This window comes from Aquipseudomonas ullengensis, assembly GCF_014174475.1.
Lineage (GTDB): Bacteria > Pseudomonadota > Gammaproteobacteria > Pseudomonadales > Pseudomonadaceae > Aquipseudomonas > Aquipseudomonas ullengensis.
The window spans coordinates 447,494-465,440 of sequence record NZ_JACJUD010000003.1; the positions used below are offsets into that span (position 1 = coordinate 447,494).

16 protein-coding genes and 1 pseudogene are annotated in these 17,947 nt (G+C 64.3%); 8 read left to right on the forward strand and 9 right to left on the reverse strand.

Annotation, left to right across the window (positions count from 1 at the left end; translation table 11 throughout):
- Nucleotides 1-214: 214 nt before the first annotated feature.
- From purL to H3H51_RS11400, 3 genes are all read left to right on the forward strand, one after another.
- Entirely contained in the window at nt 215-4,111 is a 3,897-nt protein-coding gene (purL, locus tag H3H51_RS11390) for a phosphoribosylformylglycinamidine synthase (protein WP_183089153.1), read from the forward strand.
- Between the two features lie 30 nt (nt 4,112-4,141).
- On the forward strand, nt 4,142-4,411 hold the full coding sequence (locus H3H51_RS11395; RefSeq protein WP_183089154.1) for a CDGSH iron-sulfur domain-containing protein: 270 nt from the start codon (nt 4,142-4,144) through the stop codon (nt 4,409-4,411).
- Between the two features lie 198 nt (nt 4,412-4,609).
- Nucleotides 4,610-4,927, forward strand: coding sequence for a Nif3-like dinuclear metal center hexameric protein (locus H3H51_RS11400; protein WP_183089155.1), 318 nt, complete (start codon nt 4,610-4,612; stop codon nt 4,925-4,927).
- A 286-nt stretch (nt 4,928-5,213) separates the two neighbouring features.
- Here H3H51_RS11400 and H3H51_RS11405 read toward each other — a convergent pair whose 3' ends face one another.
- Nucleotides 5,214-5,642, reverse strand: a complete 429-nt coding sequence (locus H3H51_RS11405; protein WP_183089156.1) for an organic hydroperoxide resistance protein — start codon at nt 5,640-5,642, stop codon at nt 5,214-5,216.
- A 232-nt stretch (nt 5,643-5,874) separates the two neighbouring features.
- The gene (locus H3H51_RS11410; RefSeq protein WP_183089157.1) at nt 5,875-6,324 is read right to left on the reverse strand and encodes a MarR family winged helix-turn-helix transcriptional regulator; all 450 of its coding nucleotides are present in this window, start codon (nt 6,322-6,324) and stop codon (nt 5,875-5,877) included.
- A 188-nt stretch (nt 6,325-6,512) separates the two neighbouring features.
- Here H3H51_RS11410 and H3H51_RS11415 point away from each other — a divergent pair, with 188 nt between their 5' ends.
- The 5 genes and pseudogenes from H3H51_RS11415 to H3H51_RS21300 all read left to right on the forward strand — a co-directional run.
- Complete coding sequence (locus H3H51_RS11415; protein WP_183089158.1) at nt 6,513-7,010, forward strand: phosphate-starvation-inducible protein PsiE; 498 nt, start codon at nt 6,513-6,515, stop codon at nt 7,008-7,010.
- Between the two features lie 327 nt (nt 7,011-7,337).
- Nucleotides 7,338-7,634: a DUF3649 domain-containing protein gene (locus H3H51_RS11420; protein ID WP_183089159.1), complete on the forward strand. Its 297-nt coding sequence runs from the start codon at nt 7,338-7,340 to the stop codon at nt 7,632-7,634.
- Nucleotides 7,631-9,157 (forward strand): PepSY-associated TM helix domain-containing protein, encoded by a 1,527-nt coding sequence (locus H3H51_RS11425; RefSeq protein ID WP_183089160.1) that lies wholly within the window; start codon nt 7,631-7,633, stop codon nt 9,155-9,157. Before H3H51_RS11420 ends, H3H51_RS11425 begins: the two co-directional genes overlap by 4 nt.
- Nucleotides 9,157-9,480: a DUF3325 domain-containing protein gene (locus H3H51_RS11430; protein WP_235981345.1), complete on the forward strand. Its 324-nt coding sequence runs from the start codon at nt 9,157-9,159 to the stop codon at nt 9,478-9,480. Before H3H51_RS11425 ends, H3H51_RS11430 begins: the two co-directional genes overlap by 1 nt.
- Nucleotides 9,481-9,701: pseudogene (locus H3H51_RS21300) on the forward strand (EamA family transporter); the annotation flags it as partial.
- Nucleotides 9,702-9,798: 97 nt separating this feature from the next.
- On the opposite strand, the gene H3H51_RS11440 reads toward H3H51_RS21300, so the two are convergent.
- The 7 genes from H3H51_RS11440 to H3H51_RS11470 form a co-directional block, all read right to left on the reverse strand.
- Nucleotides 9,799-10,176: a hypothetical protein gene (locus H3H51_RS11440; protein WP_183089161.1), complete on the reverse strand. Its 378-nt coding sequence runs from the start codon at nt 10,174-10,176 to the stop codon at nt 9,799-9,801.
- A gap of 5 nt (nt 10,177-10,181) precedes the next feature.
- Nucleotides 10,182-11,015, reverse strand: a complete 834-nt coding sequence (locus tag H3H51_RS11445) for an SDR family oxidoreductase (RefSeq protein WP_183089162.1) — start codon at nt 11,013-11,015, stop codon at nt 10,182-10,184.
- A 496-nt stretch (nt 11,016-11,511) separates the two neighbouring features.
- Nucleotides 11,512-12,951: a mannose-1-phosphate guanylyltransferase/mannose-6-phosphate isomerase gene (locus H3H51_RS11450; RefSeq protein WP_183089163.1), complete on the reverse strand. Its 1,440-nt coding sequence runs from the start codon at nt 12,949-12,951 to the stop codon at nt 11,512-11,514.
- A gap of 184 nt (nt 12,952-13,135) precedes the next feature.
- The gene (locus tag H3H51_RS11455) at nt 13,136-13,780 is read right to left on the reverse strand and encodes an alginate O-acetyltransferase AlgF (protein ID WP_183089164.1); all 645 of its coding nucleotides are present in this window, start codon (nt 13,778-13,780) and stop codon (nt 13,136-13,138) included.
- 95 nt (nt 13,781-13,875) lie between these two features.
- Nucleotides 13,876-15,021 carry an alginate O-acetyltransferase gene (locus H3H51_RS11460; RefSeq protein ID WP_183089165.1) on the reverse strand — a complete coding sequence of 382 codons (1,146 nt, stop codon included), beginning with the start codon at nt 15,019-15,021 and terminating at the stop codon, nt 13,876-13,878.
- A gap of 12 nt (nt 15,022-15,033) precedes the next feature.
- Nucleotides 15,034-16,536, reverse strand: a complete 1,503-nt coding sequence (locus H3H51_RS11465; protein ID WP_183089166.1) for an MBOAT family O-acyltransferase — start codon at nt 16,534-16,536, stop codon at nt 15,034-15,036.
- 294 nt (nt 16,537-16,830) lie between these two features.
- Nucleotides 16,831-17,931, reverse strand: a complete 1,101-nt coding sequence (locus H3H51_RS11470) for a mannuronate-specific alginate lyase (RefSeq protein ID WP_183089167.1) — start codon at nt 17,929-17,931, stop codon at nt 16,831-16,833.
- Nucleotides 17,932-17,947 lie beyond the last annotated feature (16 nt).

Genomic DNA, 17,947 nt, shown 5'->3' on the forward strand with positions numbered 1-17,947 from the left:
CAGTATACGCAAAGCCCACGGGGCGCCATATCTCGACAGCGGTTTGCCGCTCTGCTAGGCGCTGCGCGAGCTTGGGCAAATTGTCGCGGTTGATGCCGCCAGGCAGGGCTGGGCTTGGATGCGCTGTGCGGGCGTGCTGACGGGTGCCGCCCGCCAGCGCTTTAGGCTAGAATGCACGGCCTCAAAGCACACCCCTTCCCAGAGGCTGTTCACGATGTTGATCCTGCGCGGCGCGCCCGCTCTTTCCGCTTTCCGTCACGGCAAATTGCTCAAGCAACTGACCGCCAAGGTCCCCGCTGTGACTGGTCTGTACGCCGAGTTCGCGCATTTTGCCGACGTCACCGGTGTGCTCTCCGCCGATGAAGAGCAAGTCCTAGCCCGCCTGCTGAAATACGGCCCGAGCGTGCCGGTGCAGGAGCCGAGCGGTCGCCTGTTCCTGACCATTCCGCGTTTTGGCACCATTTCGCCCTGGTCGAGCAAGGCCAGCGACATCGCCCGCAACTGTGGCCTGGCGAAGATCCAGCGTCTGGAACGGGGCATTGCCTACTACGTCAGCGGCGAGTTGAGCGAGGCCGATGTCCAGGCTGCCGCCGCTGTGTTGCATGACCGCATGACCCAGCTGGTGCTGAGTGCCCTGGAGCAGGCGGCTGACCTGTTCAGCCATGCCCAGCCCAAGCCGCTGACCGCCGTGGACATCCTCGGTGGCGGTCGTGCTGCCCTGGAACAGGCCAACGTCCAGCTCGGCCTGGCCCTGGCCGACGACGAAATCGACTACCTGGTGAAGAGTTTCGTTGAGTTGGGGCGCAACCCCCACGACATCGAACTGATGATGTTCGCCCAGGCCAACTCCGAGCATTGCCGCCACAAGATCTTCAACGCCAGCTGGGACATCGACGGAGAGAGCCAGGAAAAGTCCCTGTTCGGCATGATCAAGAACACCTACGAACTGCACCGCGAAGGCGTGCTGTCTGCTTATAAGGACAACGCCTCGGTGATCGTCGGCAACGTTGCCGGGCGTTTCTTCCCCAATCCTGAAACCCGTGAATACGCGGCGACCCAGGAGCCGGTGCACATCCTGATGAAGGTGGAAACCCACAACCACCCGACTGCCATCGCTCCGTTCCCAGGCGCCTCCACCGGCTCCGGCGGCGAGATCCGCGACGAAGGCGCGACCGGGCGTGGCGCCAAGCCGAAGGCCGGCCTGACCGGTTTCACCGTGTCCAACCTGCAGATCCCCGGTTTCGAACAGCCGTGGGAAGTGCCGTACGGCAAGCCCGAGCGCATCGTCACCGCACTGGACATCATGATCGAAGGGCCGCTGGGCGGCGCCGCGTTCAACAACGAATTCGGCCGTCCGGCGCTGAATGGCTACTTCCGTACCTTCGAACAGGCTGTAGGCAGTCCGCGTGGCGATGAAGTGCGCGGCTACCACAAGCCGATCATGCTCGCTGGCGGCATGGGCAACATCCGTGAAGACCATGTGCAGAAGGGCGAGATTTCGGTCGGCGCCAAGCTGATCGTGCTCGGCGGCCCGGCCATGCTGATCGGCCTGGGCGGCGGTGCCGCTTCCTCGATGGCCACTGGCGCCAGCTCCGCTGACCTGGATTTCGCCTCGGTGCAGCGCGACAACCCGGAAATGGAGCGTCGCTGCCAGGAAGTCATCGACCGCTGCTGGCAGCTGGGCGACAACAACCCGATCAAGTTCATCCACGACGTCGGCGCCGGCGGTATCTCCAACGCCCTGCCGGAGCTGATCAACGACGGCGGCCGTGGCGGTCGCTTCGAACTGCGCGCCGTGCCCAACGACGAGCCTGGCATGGCCCCGCACGAAATCTGGTGCAACGAGTCGCAGGAACGCTACGTGATGAGCGTGGACGCCGCCGACTTCGAGCGCTTCAAGGCTATCTGCGAGCGCGAGCGCTGCCCGTTCGCCGTGGTCGGCGAGGCCACCGCCGAGCCGCACCTGACCGTGAACGACAGCCACTTCGGCAGCAAGGCGGTGGACATGCCGCTCGAAGTGCTGCTCGGCAAGCCGCCGCGCATGCACCGCAGCGTCACCCGCGAAGCCGAGCAGGGCGATGACTTCAGCGCCGCCAGCGTCGCCATCGACGAGGCCGTTACCCGCGTGCTGCATCACCCTGCAGTGGCCAGCAAGAGCTTCCTGATCACCATCGGCGACCGCACCATTACCGGCCTGGTTGCCCGCGACCAGATGGTCGGCCCGTGGCAGGTACCGGTGGCCGACTGTGCCGTGACCGCTACCAGCTTCGACGTCTACACCGGCGAAGCCATGGCCATGGGCGAGCGCACGCCGCTGGCCCTGCTCGACGCGCCGGCTTCCGGGCGTATGGCAGTGGGCGAGACCATCACCAACCTCGCCGCCTCGCGCATCGAGAAGATTTCCGACATCAAACTGTCCGCCAACTGGATGGCCGCTGCCGGTCACCCGGGTGAAGACGCGCGCCTGTACGACACCGTGAAAGCGGTGGGCATGGAGCTGTGCCCGGCGCTCGGCATCACCATCCCGGTGGGCAAGGACTCGATGTCGATGAAGACCCGCTGGCAGGACGAAGGCCAGGAGAAATCCGTGACCTCGCCGCTGTCGCTGGTGGTCACCGGTTTCGCCCCGGTCGCCGACATTCGCCAGACCCTGACCCCGCAGCTGCGCCTGGACAAGGGCGAGACCGACCTGATCCTGATCGACCTCGGTCGCGGGCAGAACCGCATGGGTGGCTCGATCCTCGCGCAGACCTACGGCAAGCTCGGCCAGACCGTGCCTGATGTCGACGATGCCGAAGACCTGAAAGCCTTCTTCGCGGTGATCCAGGGCCTCAACGCCGACGGTCACCTGCTGGCTTACCACGACCGTTCCGACGGCGGCCTGCTGACCACCGCGCTGGAAATGGCCTTCGCCGGTCACTGCGGCCTGAGCCTGTTCCTCGATGCGCTGGCCGACGGCCAGGACGATGTGGCGGCGGTGCTGTTCAACGAAGAGCTCGGTGCGGTAATCCAGGTGCATCAGGACGCCACGCCGGAAGTGCTGGCGCAGTTCAGCGCCGCCGGCCTGGGTGATTGCGTGGCGGTGATTGGCCAGCCTATCAATGGCAGCGATGTGGCCATCAGCTTCAATGGCGAGCCGGTATTCGGCGGCCAGCGTCGCCTGCTGCAGCGCCAGTGGGCCGAGACCAGCTACCAGATCCAACGCATGCGCGACAACGTGCAGTGCGCCGAACAGGAATTCGACACCCTCCTCGACGAGGACAATCCGGGCCTGTCGGTGAAGCTCAGCTTCGATGTCAATCAGGACATCGCGGCGCCGTACATCAAGAAAGGCGTGCGCCCGAAAGTGGCGGTGCTGCGCGAGCAGGGCGTCAACGGCCAGGTGGAAATGGCGGCGGCGTTCGACCGTGCCGGCTTCGCCGCGGTCGATGTGCACATGAGCGATATCCTCAGCGGGCGTGTCAGCCTGGACGAGTTCAAGGGCCTGGTGGCCTGTGGCGGCTTCTCTTATGGCGACGTGCTGGGTGCCGGCGAAGGCTGGGCCAAGTCGGTGCTGTTCAACGCCCGCGCCCGTGACGGCTTCCAGGAGTTCTTCACGCGTAAAGACAGCTTTGCCCTCGGCGTGTGCAACGGTTGCCAGATGATGAGCAACCTGCACGAGCTGATCCCCGGCACCGAGTTCTGGCCGCACTTCGTGCGCAACCGCTCCGAGCAGTTCGAGGCGCGCGTGGCCATGGTTCAGGTGCAGGAGTCGGCCTCGATCTTCCTGCGTGGCATGGCCGGTTCGCGCATGCCGATCGCCATCGCCCACGGTGAGGGCCATGCCGAGTTCGAGAGCGAGGAAGCCCTGCTCGAATCCGACCTGTCCGGCACCGTGGCGCTGCGCTTTGTCGACAACCACGGCAAGGTCAGCGAAAGCTACCCGGCCAACCCCAACGGTTCGCCGCGCGGGATTACCGGCCTGTGCAGCCGTGATGGTCGCGTGACCATCATGATGCCGCACCCGGAGCGCGTGTTCCGCGCCGTGCAGAACTCCTGGCGCCCGGATGAGTGGCAGGAAGACGGCGGCTGGCTGCGCATGTTCCGCAATGCCCGCGTGTGGGTGGACTGAGTCCACGCCTGACCGACGACGGGGTTGTCGATGAGCGATAACCCCTTCGTCATGCTTCCCGAGGTGCGCCAGGTACTGCCTGGCGAAACCTTGCTGCTATGCCGCTGCGGGCGTTCGCCCGAGCTTCCCGATTGCCTTTCCGGTTGTACCGACGGTCTGCGTCTCGAACCGCTGCGCGAGCAAAGGTTGCTGCTCTGTCGCTGTGGCCAATCACAGCGCCTGCCTTATTGCGACGGCAGTCACAACCCGCCTGCCAAGGGCCTCAAGGCGCGCTGGCAGCGCTTTGCCCGAGGAACTTAGCCTTCCTGCACGGGTTCTTAAAGCGGCCGAGCTTATGGCTAAGAACTCTAGTCAGGAAATGGACTATCCCCTGCGGTGGGACTCCAATGCAGACTTGCGAACTGTGCCTCTCGGCAACGATAAGGCAAAATGCCATTATTGCTTTGGCAGGGTGGGCCGAGCGGCTCCCGTATTCGTCGATGCACCTTGGAGAACCCGATGTACAAACTGTGTTTCTATGTGCCGGAAAGCCATCTGGATGCGGTCAAGACGGCGATGTTCGCCGCTGGGGCCGGGCGCATCGACAACTATGACAACTGTTGCTGGCAGACCTTGGGCACGGGTCAGTACCGACCTCTGAATGGCAGCGACCCGTTCCTCGGCCAGCTCGGCAGGACCGAGGAAGTGGCGGAGTGGAAGGTCGAGCTGGTGGTCGCCGATGAGCTGATCCATGACGTGGTCAAGGCCATGAAGCAGGCCCACCCCTACGAGATCCCGGCCTTCGACGTCTGGCGTCTGTCCGACCTGCGTTTCTGATTCGATCCCACACATGCAAAAGCCCCGGCCCGCCATTGGCGAGTCGGGGCTTTTTTGTGGCGATGTCCCATTCATGTGTTGCCAGAGGAGGAGCCTTTCCGTCCTCTCGGCACCGATCTGGATTCCCGCCTGCGCGGGAATGACGAGGCTGGGGTGTGGCACAGCGTCGTCCCACCCTCACCGTCATTCTCGCGCAGGCGGGAATCCAGAAGCATTCGGCAGCACGGAAAGCGGCTAGTCAGGTGACGCAACACATAACTGGGACATAGCCTTTTTTATTACGGCGTTAAACGGCGACGTTCAGGCGTACATCGATATTGCCGCGGGTAGCGTTGGAGTACGGGCAGACCTGATGCGCGGCGGCGACCAGTGCTTCGGCTATGCCTTGCTCGAGGCCTGGCAGGCTGATGTTCAGTTCCACTTCCAGGCCGAAGCCCCCGGGAATCTGGCCGATGCCGACCTTGCCGGTGATCGAGGCGTCAGCCGGGAGGGCTTGCTTCTGCTGGCTGGCGACGAACTTCAGGGCGCCGATGAAGCAGGCCGAGTAGCCGGCGGCGAACAGCTGTTCCGGGTTGGTCGCTTCGCCGCCCTGGCCGCCCAGTTCACGTGGGGTGGTCAGTTTCACATCGAGGAAACCGTCGGAAGAAACAGCGCGGCCGTCGCGGCCACCGGTGGCAGTTGCAGTCGCGGTGTAGAGAGCTTTGATGGTTTGCATGGCGGTATCTCCAGATTTGTTTGCTGTCTAAAGTTTTGCGCGCTAACTAAGTGCGTGGAGCGAACTCTAGGGATGATTTATTTAGTGCGCAAGGTATTTCTTAAAATTTATCGCGCTAATGAAGTGTGCGCTAAGGAATAAGCTGGCGTGGCCTGGGCTGCGTGAGGGGAGAGAGGAGGGAAGGGCAGGGAGAGGCGTACGCAGGGCGCCCGGGTCGGACGCCACTGGCTATTCAGAGAGCATTTTGCAGCTTGTCGCGCAGGGCGATCACGTCGTCCTTGAGTGCCATCAGTTCGCTGCCGGATTGCCCAAGAGCCTCGGCAATACAGGCGGGAAAGGCTTCGGCCTGCTTCTGCAGGGCACGGCCCTGTGCGGTCAGGCGCAGTTCCACCACGCGCTCGTCGGCGCTGCTGCGGGTGCGGGTGATCAAGCCTTCCGCTTCCAGGCGCTTGAGTAGTGGCGTCAGCGAGCCGGGGTCGGTGAGCAGGCGGGCACTGATGTCACCGACGGTGATGCCATCGCCTTCCCACAGCACCAGCATGGCCAGGTATTGCGGGTAGGTCAGGCCGATGGATTGCAACAGAGGTTTGTAAACCTTGGTCAGCATCAGCGAGGTGGAGTACAGGGCGAAGCACAGCTGGTTATCCAGGTGCAGGGCGGCGCAGGATTTGGCCGGGCTCATGGCGCTCTCCGGGAGAGGTGATTTGCGCAACAATTTATCGCGCAAAGTATTATTTCGCCAACTTTAACCGATGGGCGTGGGTGTGACGGCCTTGCAGGCGCGGCTCGTCCTTGTCTGTATCGAGCAGCATGCTGCGCGGCTGGCCTTCATTCTGCATGGGCATTACCAGGCAGATGCGCAAAACCCCAATGGACACACGACAGAAGGATGTACAGGTGAAAACGAATCGGGTCGAAGCATGGCGCGAGAGCATGCACAACCAGGCGCAATCGGTGGGCAACCTGCTGGTTGAAGCCTTCCATTACTTGGCCCTGTTCGGCATTGGCGGTATCACCGCCTGGGCTTCGGTGGTGGCCTTCCTCGGCATGCTGGAGAAGGGCCACATCACGGTGGACGACATTCTCCTGCTGTTCATCTACCTCGAACTGGGGGCGATGGTCGGCATCTACTTCAAGACCAACCACATGCCGGTGCGCTTCCTGATCTACGTGGCGATCACTGCGTTGACCCGGTTGATGATTTCCGACATTTCCCATCACCACCGCCCGGACATGGGCGTGGTCTACGTTTCCGGGGCGATCCTGCTGCTCGGTCTGGCGGTATTGGTGGTGCGCTTCGCTTCGTCGCGTTTCCCTTCGGTGTCGACCTCCAGACGGGCGGATGAGCGGGATACCGAAGAGAGCTGAGAACCTACCTCGGATCTCTTGATCCTCGGCCATGCTGCGTTGAAGCTGGGCTCGGACTGCTCATTTACAATTTGTAAACTCCGCGTCCTTGCCCATCTTCGTCTTGCCTGGCTCTAGCTCAAAAGATCCGAGGCAGGTTCTGAGAGCGCAGCAACATGCGGTGACATTTTCTGCGCCCGCCTGGCCGGGTTGGCGACTGGCCAGCAGTCGCCAAGATAGGTTGCTTACTATTCACTGCGAATATTTCTCAATAATATATGCGGCTTGATTGCATCTGTGGCGTGCCAGCCCTGGCACGCCCTCCACCTGCGGAAAATCGAGTCGCCCGTGAGCAAGAACCTATCCCTGTCGCGCTGGAGCATCGCTTCGCGTGTGCTGGCCGCCATCCTCGGCGGCTATGCACTGGCTTATGGCTGCACCGCCTTCCTGTCCGTCTACCTGCCGTTGGCGCGCCCCGACCGCGTGGTGTTCGCCAGCTTGCTGTGCTTCGCCGTGTGGACCGCCGCGGTGATCTACGTATTCGCCGCCCGCAGCGCCACCCGCGCCTGGCTGTGGCTGGGGGGCTTGACCCTGGTGCTGTGCCTCGCCGCCTTCCTGCCCACCGAACTGGGGATCCGCCCATGAGCCTGCGTCAATCCATGGCTGGCCTGCACACCTGGGGTGGCCTGCTGCCCAGCTGGCTGCTCTTCGTGATCATCTTTGCCGGCACCGTGGCCAGCTTCGACCGCGAGCTGGAACGCTGGATGCGCCCGGCGCTGCACGAGCTGCAAACCTCGAGCATGACCACCGATGATGTCCGCGACTGGCTCAAGAGCAACGTCAAGGATGAGCTGCATGCCTTCTGGATGCACCAGCCGACCGAGCGCGAGCCGTACTGGCGTGCTGGCTGGGAAGTCGACAAGACCGAAGAGTTCCACGACGTCGCCTTCGACCCGGCAACCAACCAGCCGATGCCCGATACCGTGGGCGGCTTCTTCTTCTTCACCCTGCACTACAACCTGCACGGCGGCATGATCGGCATGTACATCGTCGGCCTGGCTGGCATGTTCATGCTGGTGGCGCTGGTGTCCGGGGTGATCATCCATCGGCGCATCTTCAAGGACTTCTTCACCCTGCGCCCGAATGCCAATGGCCAGCGCGCCTGGCTGGATGCGCACAACCTGTTCGGCGTGGTCGGCTTTCCCTTCCACCTGGTCCTGGCTTACACCGGGGTGGCGATCTTCGTTTCCTCCTACATGCCGGCCGGCGCGCAGGTGGCTTACCAGAGCAACATCACGCAGTTCTTCGGCGAAGTGATGGGCGCCTACGACCGTGAGGGTATCCACAAGCCTTCGGCGCAACAGGTGTCCCTGGACGAGTTGGTCGAGCGTTCGCGTCAGCATTGGGGCGGCGGTGAGCCTGGCTGGGTCAGCGTGCACCATCCGGGTGACGAAGCGGCCGTGGTGGATATCCGCAAGGATGACGGCTCGCGCATCAGCCCCCCGCTGGAGACCCTGAGCTACGACGAGGCGACGGGTGCCCTGCTCAACGAACAGAAAGCCGCCACCGGCTACCACGCCTACACCTGGCTGACCGGGCTGCACATGGCGCAGTTCGGCGGCACCCTGGTGCGCCTGCTGTACCTGCTGATGGGCTTTGCCGGCTGCGCCATGCTGGTGGGTGGTTTGCAGGTCTGGTTGAACAAGCGCGAGGCCCGTGGTGATGCCGGTATCGGTCTGGTGCGTGCGCTCAATGGTGCGGTGTTCGCCGGCCTGCCGCTGGCCAGTCTGGCGCTGCTGTGGGGCAACCGCCTGATTCCCGCTGGTGTGGCCGAACGTGCCGTCGCCGAAGGCTGGGTATTCGTCGGCAGCTGGCTGCTGGTGGCGCTGTGGTCGGCGTTGCGTTGGCAACAGCCGCGCTCGCTGCTGCGCCAGCAACTGGCGCTGGGCGCTGTGCTGGCCCTGGGCCTGCCGCTGCTCAATGCCTTGACCACTCCCCATGGCAGCCTGCTGTCGAGCCTGCCGCGCGGTGACTGGGCGTTGGCCGCTATCGATCTGTTCCTGCTGTTCGCCGGCCTGGTCAGCGCGCTGTGCGCCTGGCGCCTGGCCCAGCCGCAAGCGGTCAAGGTCGCCCGCGATCGACGTGCCCTGGTCGAGGAGACTGCCTGATGTTGCTGCTCGGTTTTGCCTTGAACTACCTGGCCATGACCGGCCTGTGCCTGGCTATGTCGCGCCACCACAAATTGCTGCTCAACGGTGCTCCCAGCCAGGGACGCCAGCGCTTGCTGCGTGGCCTGGCCGCGCTCGGTCTGCTCGGCGGCCTGCTGCTGTGCTGGCGGGCGCTGGGGGGGGAGATTGGTGCGGTGGTCTGGCTGTGCCAACTGATGCTGGCCGGTCTGCTGCTGGTCAGCCTGCTGGCCTGGCGCGAACGCCTGGTGTTCGCTGCCGCCGTGGCCCTGCCGGCTGCTGGTGGCTTGGCCCTGCTGGTCTGACTCACGGGCTACTGCCTGCTCAGCGCTGTGCCGTTCAGTTTCGAATACAACACGCGCTACATCGACTCGCTGCTGTACCTGGCGATTCCCGGCTCGGTGATCGGCTTCACCGCCTACCTGACGCTGGTTGGGTGCTGTTCGGCCTGCTCTTGGTGATGCTCGGCAACGTGCTGGTGTTCCGCCAGCCTAAGCCGGCGGCGGTTGCACTGTCGGCGCGCTAAGTGCTTGTGTAGGAGCCAGCTTGCTGGCTATCGCGTGGCTGATAGCGTGTTGATCGCCAGCAAGCTGGCTCCTACATGAGCGAGTGCTGTGTCGGTCTCAGCGTGGGCGGCGGCCCAGCAGCAGGGCCAGCGCCAGGGTCACTGGATAGCTGAGGTAGTGCAGAACGAAGATCAGCTGGCCCATCTGGCCGGGTTCGTCCTTCAGCCACATCAGGGCCCAGAGGCCCAGGTAGAGCAGGCCGAGCCCCACGCCGTAGAGCAGCACCAGGACCCACGCCTCGATTGCCTGTGGGCGCCGGCCTTCGAGGCGGATGAACAGCCAGCGCACGCCGAGGGCGATGAGGATGGCGACCAGCAAGGTGGCGGGCACCCCGCCAATCTTGAGCAGGCCGCGTGCCACCAGGTTGAGCGGGAGCACCGCGGTGATAGCGCCCAGGGCGTAACGGTGCAGGGCATAGCGACGGATGCTGGGCATGGGCGTCAGCTCAGTTTGCGGTCGAGGCCGAAGCGCTTGCTCATCATCTTGTCCATCAGCGCGCGCGGCAGCCAGCGCACCATCAGCGGCAGGCTGCGGCTGCCATTGCCGATGCGCAGCAGGGCAGGGCGCTTGGGCTTCTGGGCGGCGGCCAGGAGCACGGCGGCGAACTCGTTGGCGGGTGTCGGTTTCTCCTGGGAGGCATTGGCGCGGGCGCGGATGCCTTCGCGCAGCGGCCACCAGGGCGAGTCCTCGTTGATCAGCTGCTCTGCGCTCTGCCCGGCATTGGCGCCGAAGCTGGAGGCGATCGCGCCCGGCTGCACTTCCATCAACTGGATACCGAACGGTGCCAGCTCCAGGCGCAGCGAGCTGGACAGTGCATGCACCGCCGCCTTGGACGCGCAGTAAACCCCGGCGAACGGGGTGAACAGCACGCTGGAAACGCTGCCGATATTCACCACCAGGCCACGGCTGGCGCGCAGCAGCGGGAAGCAGTTGCGGGTCAGTTCGACCAGGCTGAACACGTTGGTTTCGAATTGCTGGCGCATGCCCTGGGCGCCGCCATCGAGCAGTGGGCCCATGGCGCCGTAACCGGCGTTGTTGATCAGCACATCGAGGCGCCCGGCCTCGGCCTGCAGGCGGTTGACGGCCCGTTGCTGGGCCTCGGCGTCGTTGACGTCGAGTTCTACCGCGACGAAACCGGCAGCGCTCAGCGCGGCCAGATCCTGGGGTTTGCGGGCACAGGCCCAGACCTGATAACCGGCGCCGTGGAATGCGTCGGCCAGGGCGCGGCCGATACCGCTGGAGCATCCGGTGATGAGAACGACGGGTTGGCTCATGCTGCATTCCTTGTGTGAGAAGCGGCCCGGCGCCGCGTGCGACGCAGGCCATGCTACACAAGGCAATGCGAAAACGTATGTCCCGGTTACGTGTTGTGTCTGGCTCGCTACTTTCTGTGCTGCCGGAGGCATCTGGATTCCCGCCTGCGCGGGAATGACGGAGTGGGTGGGACAACACTGTGCCATACCCCCTACCTCGTCATTCCCGCGCAGGCGGGAATCCAGCTCGGAGCTGGGCGAACGGGAAGGTTTCCCCTGACAGCACATAACTGGGACATAGCCTTCTATATGGGCTGGAGGGCCAACCGCTGGCGCGAAGAAGCCCAACGGTCCCGACTCATGGTTGTTGAACCGCAACCTGCAGCCGCTCACGTCTCGCGCAATCCGTAGGGCGGGTGAAACCCGCGTTGTGTGCGCCGCGGGTTTCACCCGCCCTACGGATATTGGCTTGAGCAGCCGTAGCCAGCCATGCAGCGAGCCGGCTACATCGGACTTCTCAGCGCGCCGAGCTGCTAACGGCTTCCGCGCTGCGTCCGTAGACGTCCTCCAGGCGCTCGATATCGTCCTCGCCCAGGTAGCTGCCGGACTGCACCTCGATGATCTCCAGGGGGATCTTGCCGGGGTTGGTCAGGCGGTGCACCGAGGTCATGGGGATATAGGTCGACTGGTTTTCGGTGAGCAGGAAGGTGTTGTCGTCGCAGGTCACCTGGGCCGTGCCGGACACCACGATCCAGTGTTCGGCGCGGTGGTGGTGCATCTGCAGCGAGAGCTGCGCGCCGGGTTTGACGCTGATGTGCTTGACCTGGAAACGCCCGCCCATGTCCACCGAGTCGTAGCTGCCCCAGGGGCGATACACGGCGCAGTGGTTCTGGGTTTCCGAGCGGCCCAGGGCATCCAGTTCGTTAACCATCTTCTTCACGTCCTGCACGTGGTCCTTGTGCGCCACCATCATGGCGTCTTTGGTTTCCACCACGACGATGTCGTCCAGGCCGATCACCGAGACCAGCTTGCCGTTGCCGTGCACCAGGCAGTTGCGGCTGTTGTGCACCACCACATCGCCCTTGGTGACGTTGCCGTTGTCGTCCTTGGCATGCACGTCCCAGATCGACGACCAGCTGCCGACGTCGTTCCAGCCGGCGGACAGCGGTACCACGCAGGCGCGCTGGGTTTTCTCCATCACCGCGTAGTCGATGGAGTTGTCCGGGCAGCACTCGAAGGTGGCGGCGTCGATGCTGATGTGGCCGTCCTCGCGCTTGCTGCGCTCCAGAGCCAGCAGGCAGGTGTCGTAGATGTCCACGTCGTGGTGCTTGAGTTCGTCGAGGAAGCGGCTGGCGCGGAACAGGAACATGCCGCTGTTCCAGTAGTAGTCTCCGGACTTCACGTAGCTAGCGGCACGCACGGCGTCGGGTTTTTCGACGAACTGTTCGACGCGCTTGATGCCGTCCGGCAGCTCGCCATCACCGGCGTTGGCGCGGATGTAGCCGTAGCCGGTTTCCGGCTTCAGCGCCGGTACGCCAAACAGCACCATCTCGCCTTTTTCCGCGGCCACGGTGGCCAGCGCCAGGGCTTGCTGGAAGGCGCGCTGGTCGTCCAGCACATGGTCGGCGGGGAGTACCAGCATCAACTCGTCACGCCCTTCGGCGAGCAGCTGCATGGCGGCGATGGCGACTGCCGGCGCGGTGTTGCGGCCGAAGGGTTCGAGCAGCAGCATCTGCGATTTGAGCTGCAACTGTTCGAGCTGCTCCTGGACGATGAAGCGGTGCTCCAGGTTGGCCACCAGCACCGGTGGCTGCATGCCCTCGAAGTCCAGGCGCTGCAGGGTCTGCTGGAACAGCGTGTGCTCACCGGTGAGGGCGAGGAACTGCTTGGGGTACTGCTTGCGCGAGAGGGGCCATAGTCGCGAGCCGCTGCCGCCAGAGAGGATTACAGGAATCATGGGTGTTTCTCCTTTCAATGAGTCGTAAACCGGTCAAACCCCAATGCTCCGGATCAAGGTGTAGCCACGTCCCGCGATTCTATGTTGCGGGTACGTCTATGGGTTTTCTGTAGGAGCCAGCTGGCTGGCGATCGTGGGCCCGTTACGCCGCTGATCGCCAGCAAGCTGGCTCCTACACGAGCGATCAGCTTTCCACTGGGCGTTTGACCCACACCGGCGAGAGCTGGCTGCCGCTGCCGGTGATGTACAGGCACACCACCTCACCGCGCTCCAGCACCACCGGCTTGAGGTCGCTGACCTTCTTGTCGCCGTCGAACAGCGCCAGGCCGACCTTGACCGGGTTGATCTCGCGCTCGCCACGGCCGTTGGGCGCCACGGCCTCGACCACCGGCGTCTTGCCGTCGACGGTCTTCAGGGTCAGCTGGGTGTCGGAGAGGTTCTGCACCCGTACCAGGGCCTTTTGCTTGTTCTTGAACGGCGGTTCTTCCACCAGCATGGGTTTGCCGCCCGGCTGGTTGACCAGGGTGTAGTACTTGTCGGCGTCCAGTTTCACCGGCAGGTTGCTGGCACCCACCTGGGCGCTGTAGTTGCCCGCCGGGAGGAACTTGAAGTCGCTGGAGCCGAGCGGGGCAATGTCGTTGAGGTCGGTGTTGCCGACATTCACGCTGAGCTCCGCATTGCCGGCGTTGTAAGCGCGCACGAAGGCCGAGCCCTTGGGGGCTTGTGGGCCGTACAGCCCGCCTTCGTCAGCCTGGGCGTGCAGGGCGCCGATACCCAGGGCGAGGGCGCAGGCATAGGACGTCCAGCTGCGTTTGGTCTGTCTGTTCATCGGGTGTTCCTCCATCACTTGCATAGGTGGCCGGTTGGCCGTGGTTCCGGATGAGGCGCGTGGCGCTTCGTCCAAGCCCGGGAAAGCCGGGCGTTTCAGCGGCTGGCGGTGTCGGTCAGTCGCGTGTTTGCACTGTTCTTCAGCTCGGCGATCCAGTCCGGATCGAACTCGCTGAGGTCATTGGCCATGGGCAGGTAGCGCTCGGGGAATTCCCAGATCACCACCTGCGGCTTGGCACTCTTCAATTCGTCGCTCTGCAGGTACTTGAGCATCGGCAGGATCGGCCCGTGGCCGTCCTCGGCGTGGTTACTCAGGTCGCGCTGCAGGTACTCACGCAGCGCGCCGGCAAAGTTCCAGCTGGGGTTGGCGCTGTAGCTGGTACCGACCAGGGTCACCGGCAGCGCGCTGTCGCTGAACAGCGCGGCGTCATCGGCGGCTGTGCTGCTATTGGCCGCGGTAGTGCGGCGTTGCTGCAGGTTGTCTGGCGCCGGCATCAGCTGTTCGAACAGCGGGTCGAGCGGCAGGAAGCGGGTCAGGTCGCCCTTGTAGGATTCGCTGTGGCTGTCTTCGGTGACGAAGTCCTGCGGCTCGCCCTGCAGTGTCACCGCGCGCTGCACCGCCGCGCTCAGGCGTTGGGCGGCGACATCGGCGCCCAGCGGTGTCCAGTGCGTGTCGGTGCGCAGGAACACCTGGCCGTGGTGCTTGGCTTCCTGCAGCGGGCCGAGCAGGTCCGGGGCGATGATGCCGGCGCGGCGCACCGAGCCACGGAACTGCTCGAACAGGTCCTGGCGCATCAGGGTGATGCGGTTCTCGCCGACGTACTCCGGGTACAGCCGTGACTTGGCCGGGACGATGGCCAGCACCAGCTGGATGCCCTGACTGGCCAGCTCATCGCGCACGCCACGGATCATCGCCAGGTTGTCGCGCAGGTGCTGCTTGCCGTCGGCCACCGGCTTGAATTCCTCGTCGGAATACAGCCAGCCATCCTGGCCGATCACCACACCGGGGCGGCCTTCGCCAAACAGGGTGAAGTCCAGCGCGGCCCAGACATTGGTGCCGAATTGCTTGACCGGAAATTCGGCGTCGTAGTGCTTCTCGAAGGCATGGCTCAGCTTGCCGTTGAGCACGGGCGTGTCAGTGGCCACCGAGAAGTCGCCGAAGCTGCGGGCCGAGCTGATCGCCAGGGCCAGCAGGCTGCCGGCAAAGGCGCCGATATAGAGCAGGTTCGCGGTTCGGGTCATGGTCGTGACACCTCAGAACTGGAAGTACAGGAAGGGCGAGAAGCTCTGCGCCGAGAGTTTCAGCACCGCCGCGGCGAACAGCAGGAGCAGCGCTGCGCGGGTGGCCAGCTGCGGCAGCTGGCTGACCCAGGACGGCTGATAGACCGCCGCACCGCTAGGCGTAGCGGCGATGACCGTTGCCTCGCCGGCCTCCATTGCCCTGGCCTTCGGCGCGCCGCCCAGCGGGTCGGCGAAGAACTGGCGGATACCGAAGATGGCCAACACCGCGTAGGCCAGCAGCAGGGTGTAGATCTGCAGGCTGGTCAGCGAGGCGGAAGCCAACTCGGAGAGGCGCCAGTCGCCGAAGCTGAACATGGCCGCGTACATGCGCCAGGCCACGTCGAGGTTCTCGGCGCGGAAAATCACCCAGCCGACCACCACCAGCAGGAAGGTAAAGGCCCACTTCAGCGGGTTGATCGCCCGTGGTGCGGCATCCACGCCCATGGCGCGCTCGATGGCCAGCCACATGCCGTGCCAGGCGCCCCAGATCACGTAGGTGAAGTTGGCGCCGTGCCACAGGCCGCCCAGGAGCATGGTCAGGAACAGATTGCGGTAGGTGGCGAAGGTGCTGCCGCGATTGCCGCCCAGGCTGATGTACAGGTAGTCGCGCAACCAGGTGGACAGGCTGATGTGCCAGCGCCGCCAGAACTCGGTAATCGACTGGCTGATGTACGGCTGGCGGAAGTTTTCCATGAAACGGAAACCCATCATCAGGCCCAGGCCGATGGCCATGCTGCTGTAGCCGGCGAAGTCGAAGTACAGCTGCGCGGTGTAGGCCAGCGCGCCGAGCCAGGCGTCACCGGTGGTGGGGTCGGCCAGGGCGAAGGCGTGGTCGGCGATCGGCGCGATGCTGTCGGCGATGAACACCTTCATGATGAAGCCCTGCATGAAACGCGTGCAGCCTTCGGCGAACTTGTCGATGGTGTGGGTGCGGTGATTGAACTGGTCGACCAGATCGCGAAAGCGCAGCACGGGGCCGGCGATCAGGTGCGGGAAGATCGCCACAAACGCCGCGAAATCGATCAGGTTGTGGGTGGCCGGGGTGTCGCCGCGGTACACGTCGATGATGTAGCTGATCGACTCGAACACGTAGAACGAGATGCCGATGGGCAACAGGATGTGGGTGATGATGAACGGCTCGAAACCGAACGAGGCGATGATCGCGTTGAGGCTGTCGACGCCGAAGTTGGCGTACTTGAAGTAGCCGAGCACGCAGAGGTCGATCACCACGCCGAGAATCAGCCATTTCTGCGCGGTTTTCGTGCGCACCCCGGCTGCGCCGATACGCAGGCCGATCCAGTAGTTGAACACCGTCACCGCGGCGAACAGCGCGAGGAAGTCGATGCGCCACCAGGCGTAGAAGATGTAACTGGCCACCAGCAACAGCAGGTTGCGGTAGCGGTTGCCGCTCAAGTAATACAGGCCGAGGAAGATCGGCAGGAACAAGAACAGGAACACGTTGGACGAGAAAACCATCCGCCTTTCTCCATCGAAGAACTGTCAGGGCCATCCGGCCCACCCATTCCTCCCCGGGTATTACTGCAAGGTCGTGCTGCCCGCCCGCGTCTGGTGTGCGGGTCGGGGTTTGCGGTGGGGCGGGGGACGCCCCCTCACCCCAGCCCTCTCCCCAGAGGGGAGAGGGGGTATTCGTGTTGCCTGGGGTATTACTGCCGGCCTGTTGGTGGTGGTGTGACGGATGCCAATCTCGTCAGCTCCTCGGACCAGCTCCCTCTCCCCTCTGGGGAGAGGGTTGGGGTGAGGGGCGTCGTGTCAGCTACCGCCTTCCTTGTTCGGCTCGAACACCTGGGTCACGTCGCCGCCGAGGCGGAAGGTCTTGAACGGGCCCATGTCCTGCTTCAGCTCACTGGCTTCAGCGGAGCAGGTGTAGAGGCTGCAGTAGGGTTCCAGCCAGGCGAACTTGGCGTTCTTCTCCAGCTCGCCCATGTCCTGGTCTTCGCCGGTGCGGTCGTCGAAGGCGTCCTGGTCGTCGACACCGTCGAGTACCCGTTCAGCCAGGCGCTTGAGCGCGGCGTGGTTCTCTTCGCGCAGGTCGACGCCATTGGCTTCGGCGAAGGCGGCGACCATCGCCAGCGGTGGCAGGCTGTAGTTGTGGTAGGCCAGGGCACGCTGGCGGCGCTTGAGTTCGTTGGGCAGGTAACCCTGTTCGTCGACCTGGCTGGCAGCGACGCGGAACTGCGCCACCGACCAGTCGAACAGGTCGCGGCGGTCGAGGGCCACGGCAGTTGCCATCACTGACCAGGCAGCCCAGTAGCTGTGGTTGTTGATCTTCTTCAGGGGCAGGTCGCTCCAGTCCTTGACGGTCTGCTCGGCCAACTGGCTGAACCACGACTCGATCAGTTGCGACTGCTGGGCATAGGGCGCCAGTGGTCGCGAGCTGGAGAACTTCAGGCGCAGGTAAGCCGACGACAGGCTGCCCAGCGCCCATTTGCGCATGGACTTGCCGGTGTGATTGCCCTCGGTGCTGAGCAGGGCGTTGGCCTGGGCCCAGCTGCCCAGCCACTGCAGGGTGCATTCGAGCTGTTCGCGGTGGCCTTCGCGCATGTACTGCATGACCTGCTTGTTGACCCCGCGCTCCATCTCGGTGATACCCGCGGTGCTGTCGCGGAAGGCTTTCTCCGCTTCCTCGTTGAGGGTCGAGCGGGCCTGGTCGGAGCCTTCGTACTTGCTGCGAAACTCCAGCTTCTCGGTGTAGGGCTTGGGCGGGGCGGTGCAGCGTTCGGCGTCGCCGGTGTCCTGGTCGACCGCCGTGAAATAGCCGCTGGGCGGCACCAGGCTGCTAGCCAGGATGGGTGGGGTGAACAGGGCGGTGGTGAGCAGGCCGGTGGCCAGGAGCCAGTTGCGGGGTGTCATGGGCTTCTCCTCCTCC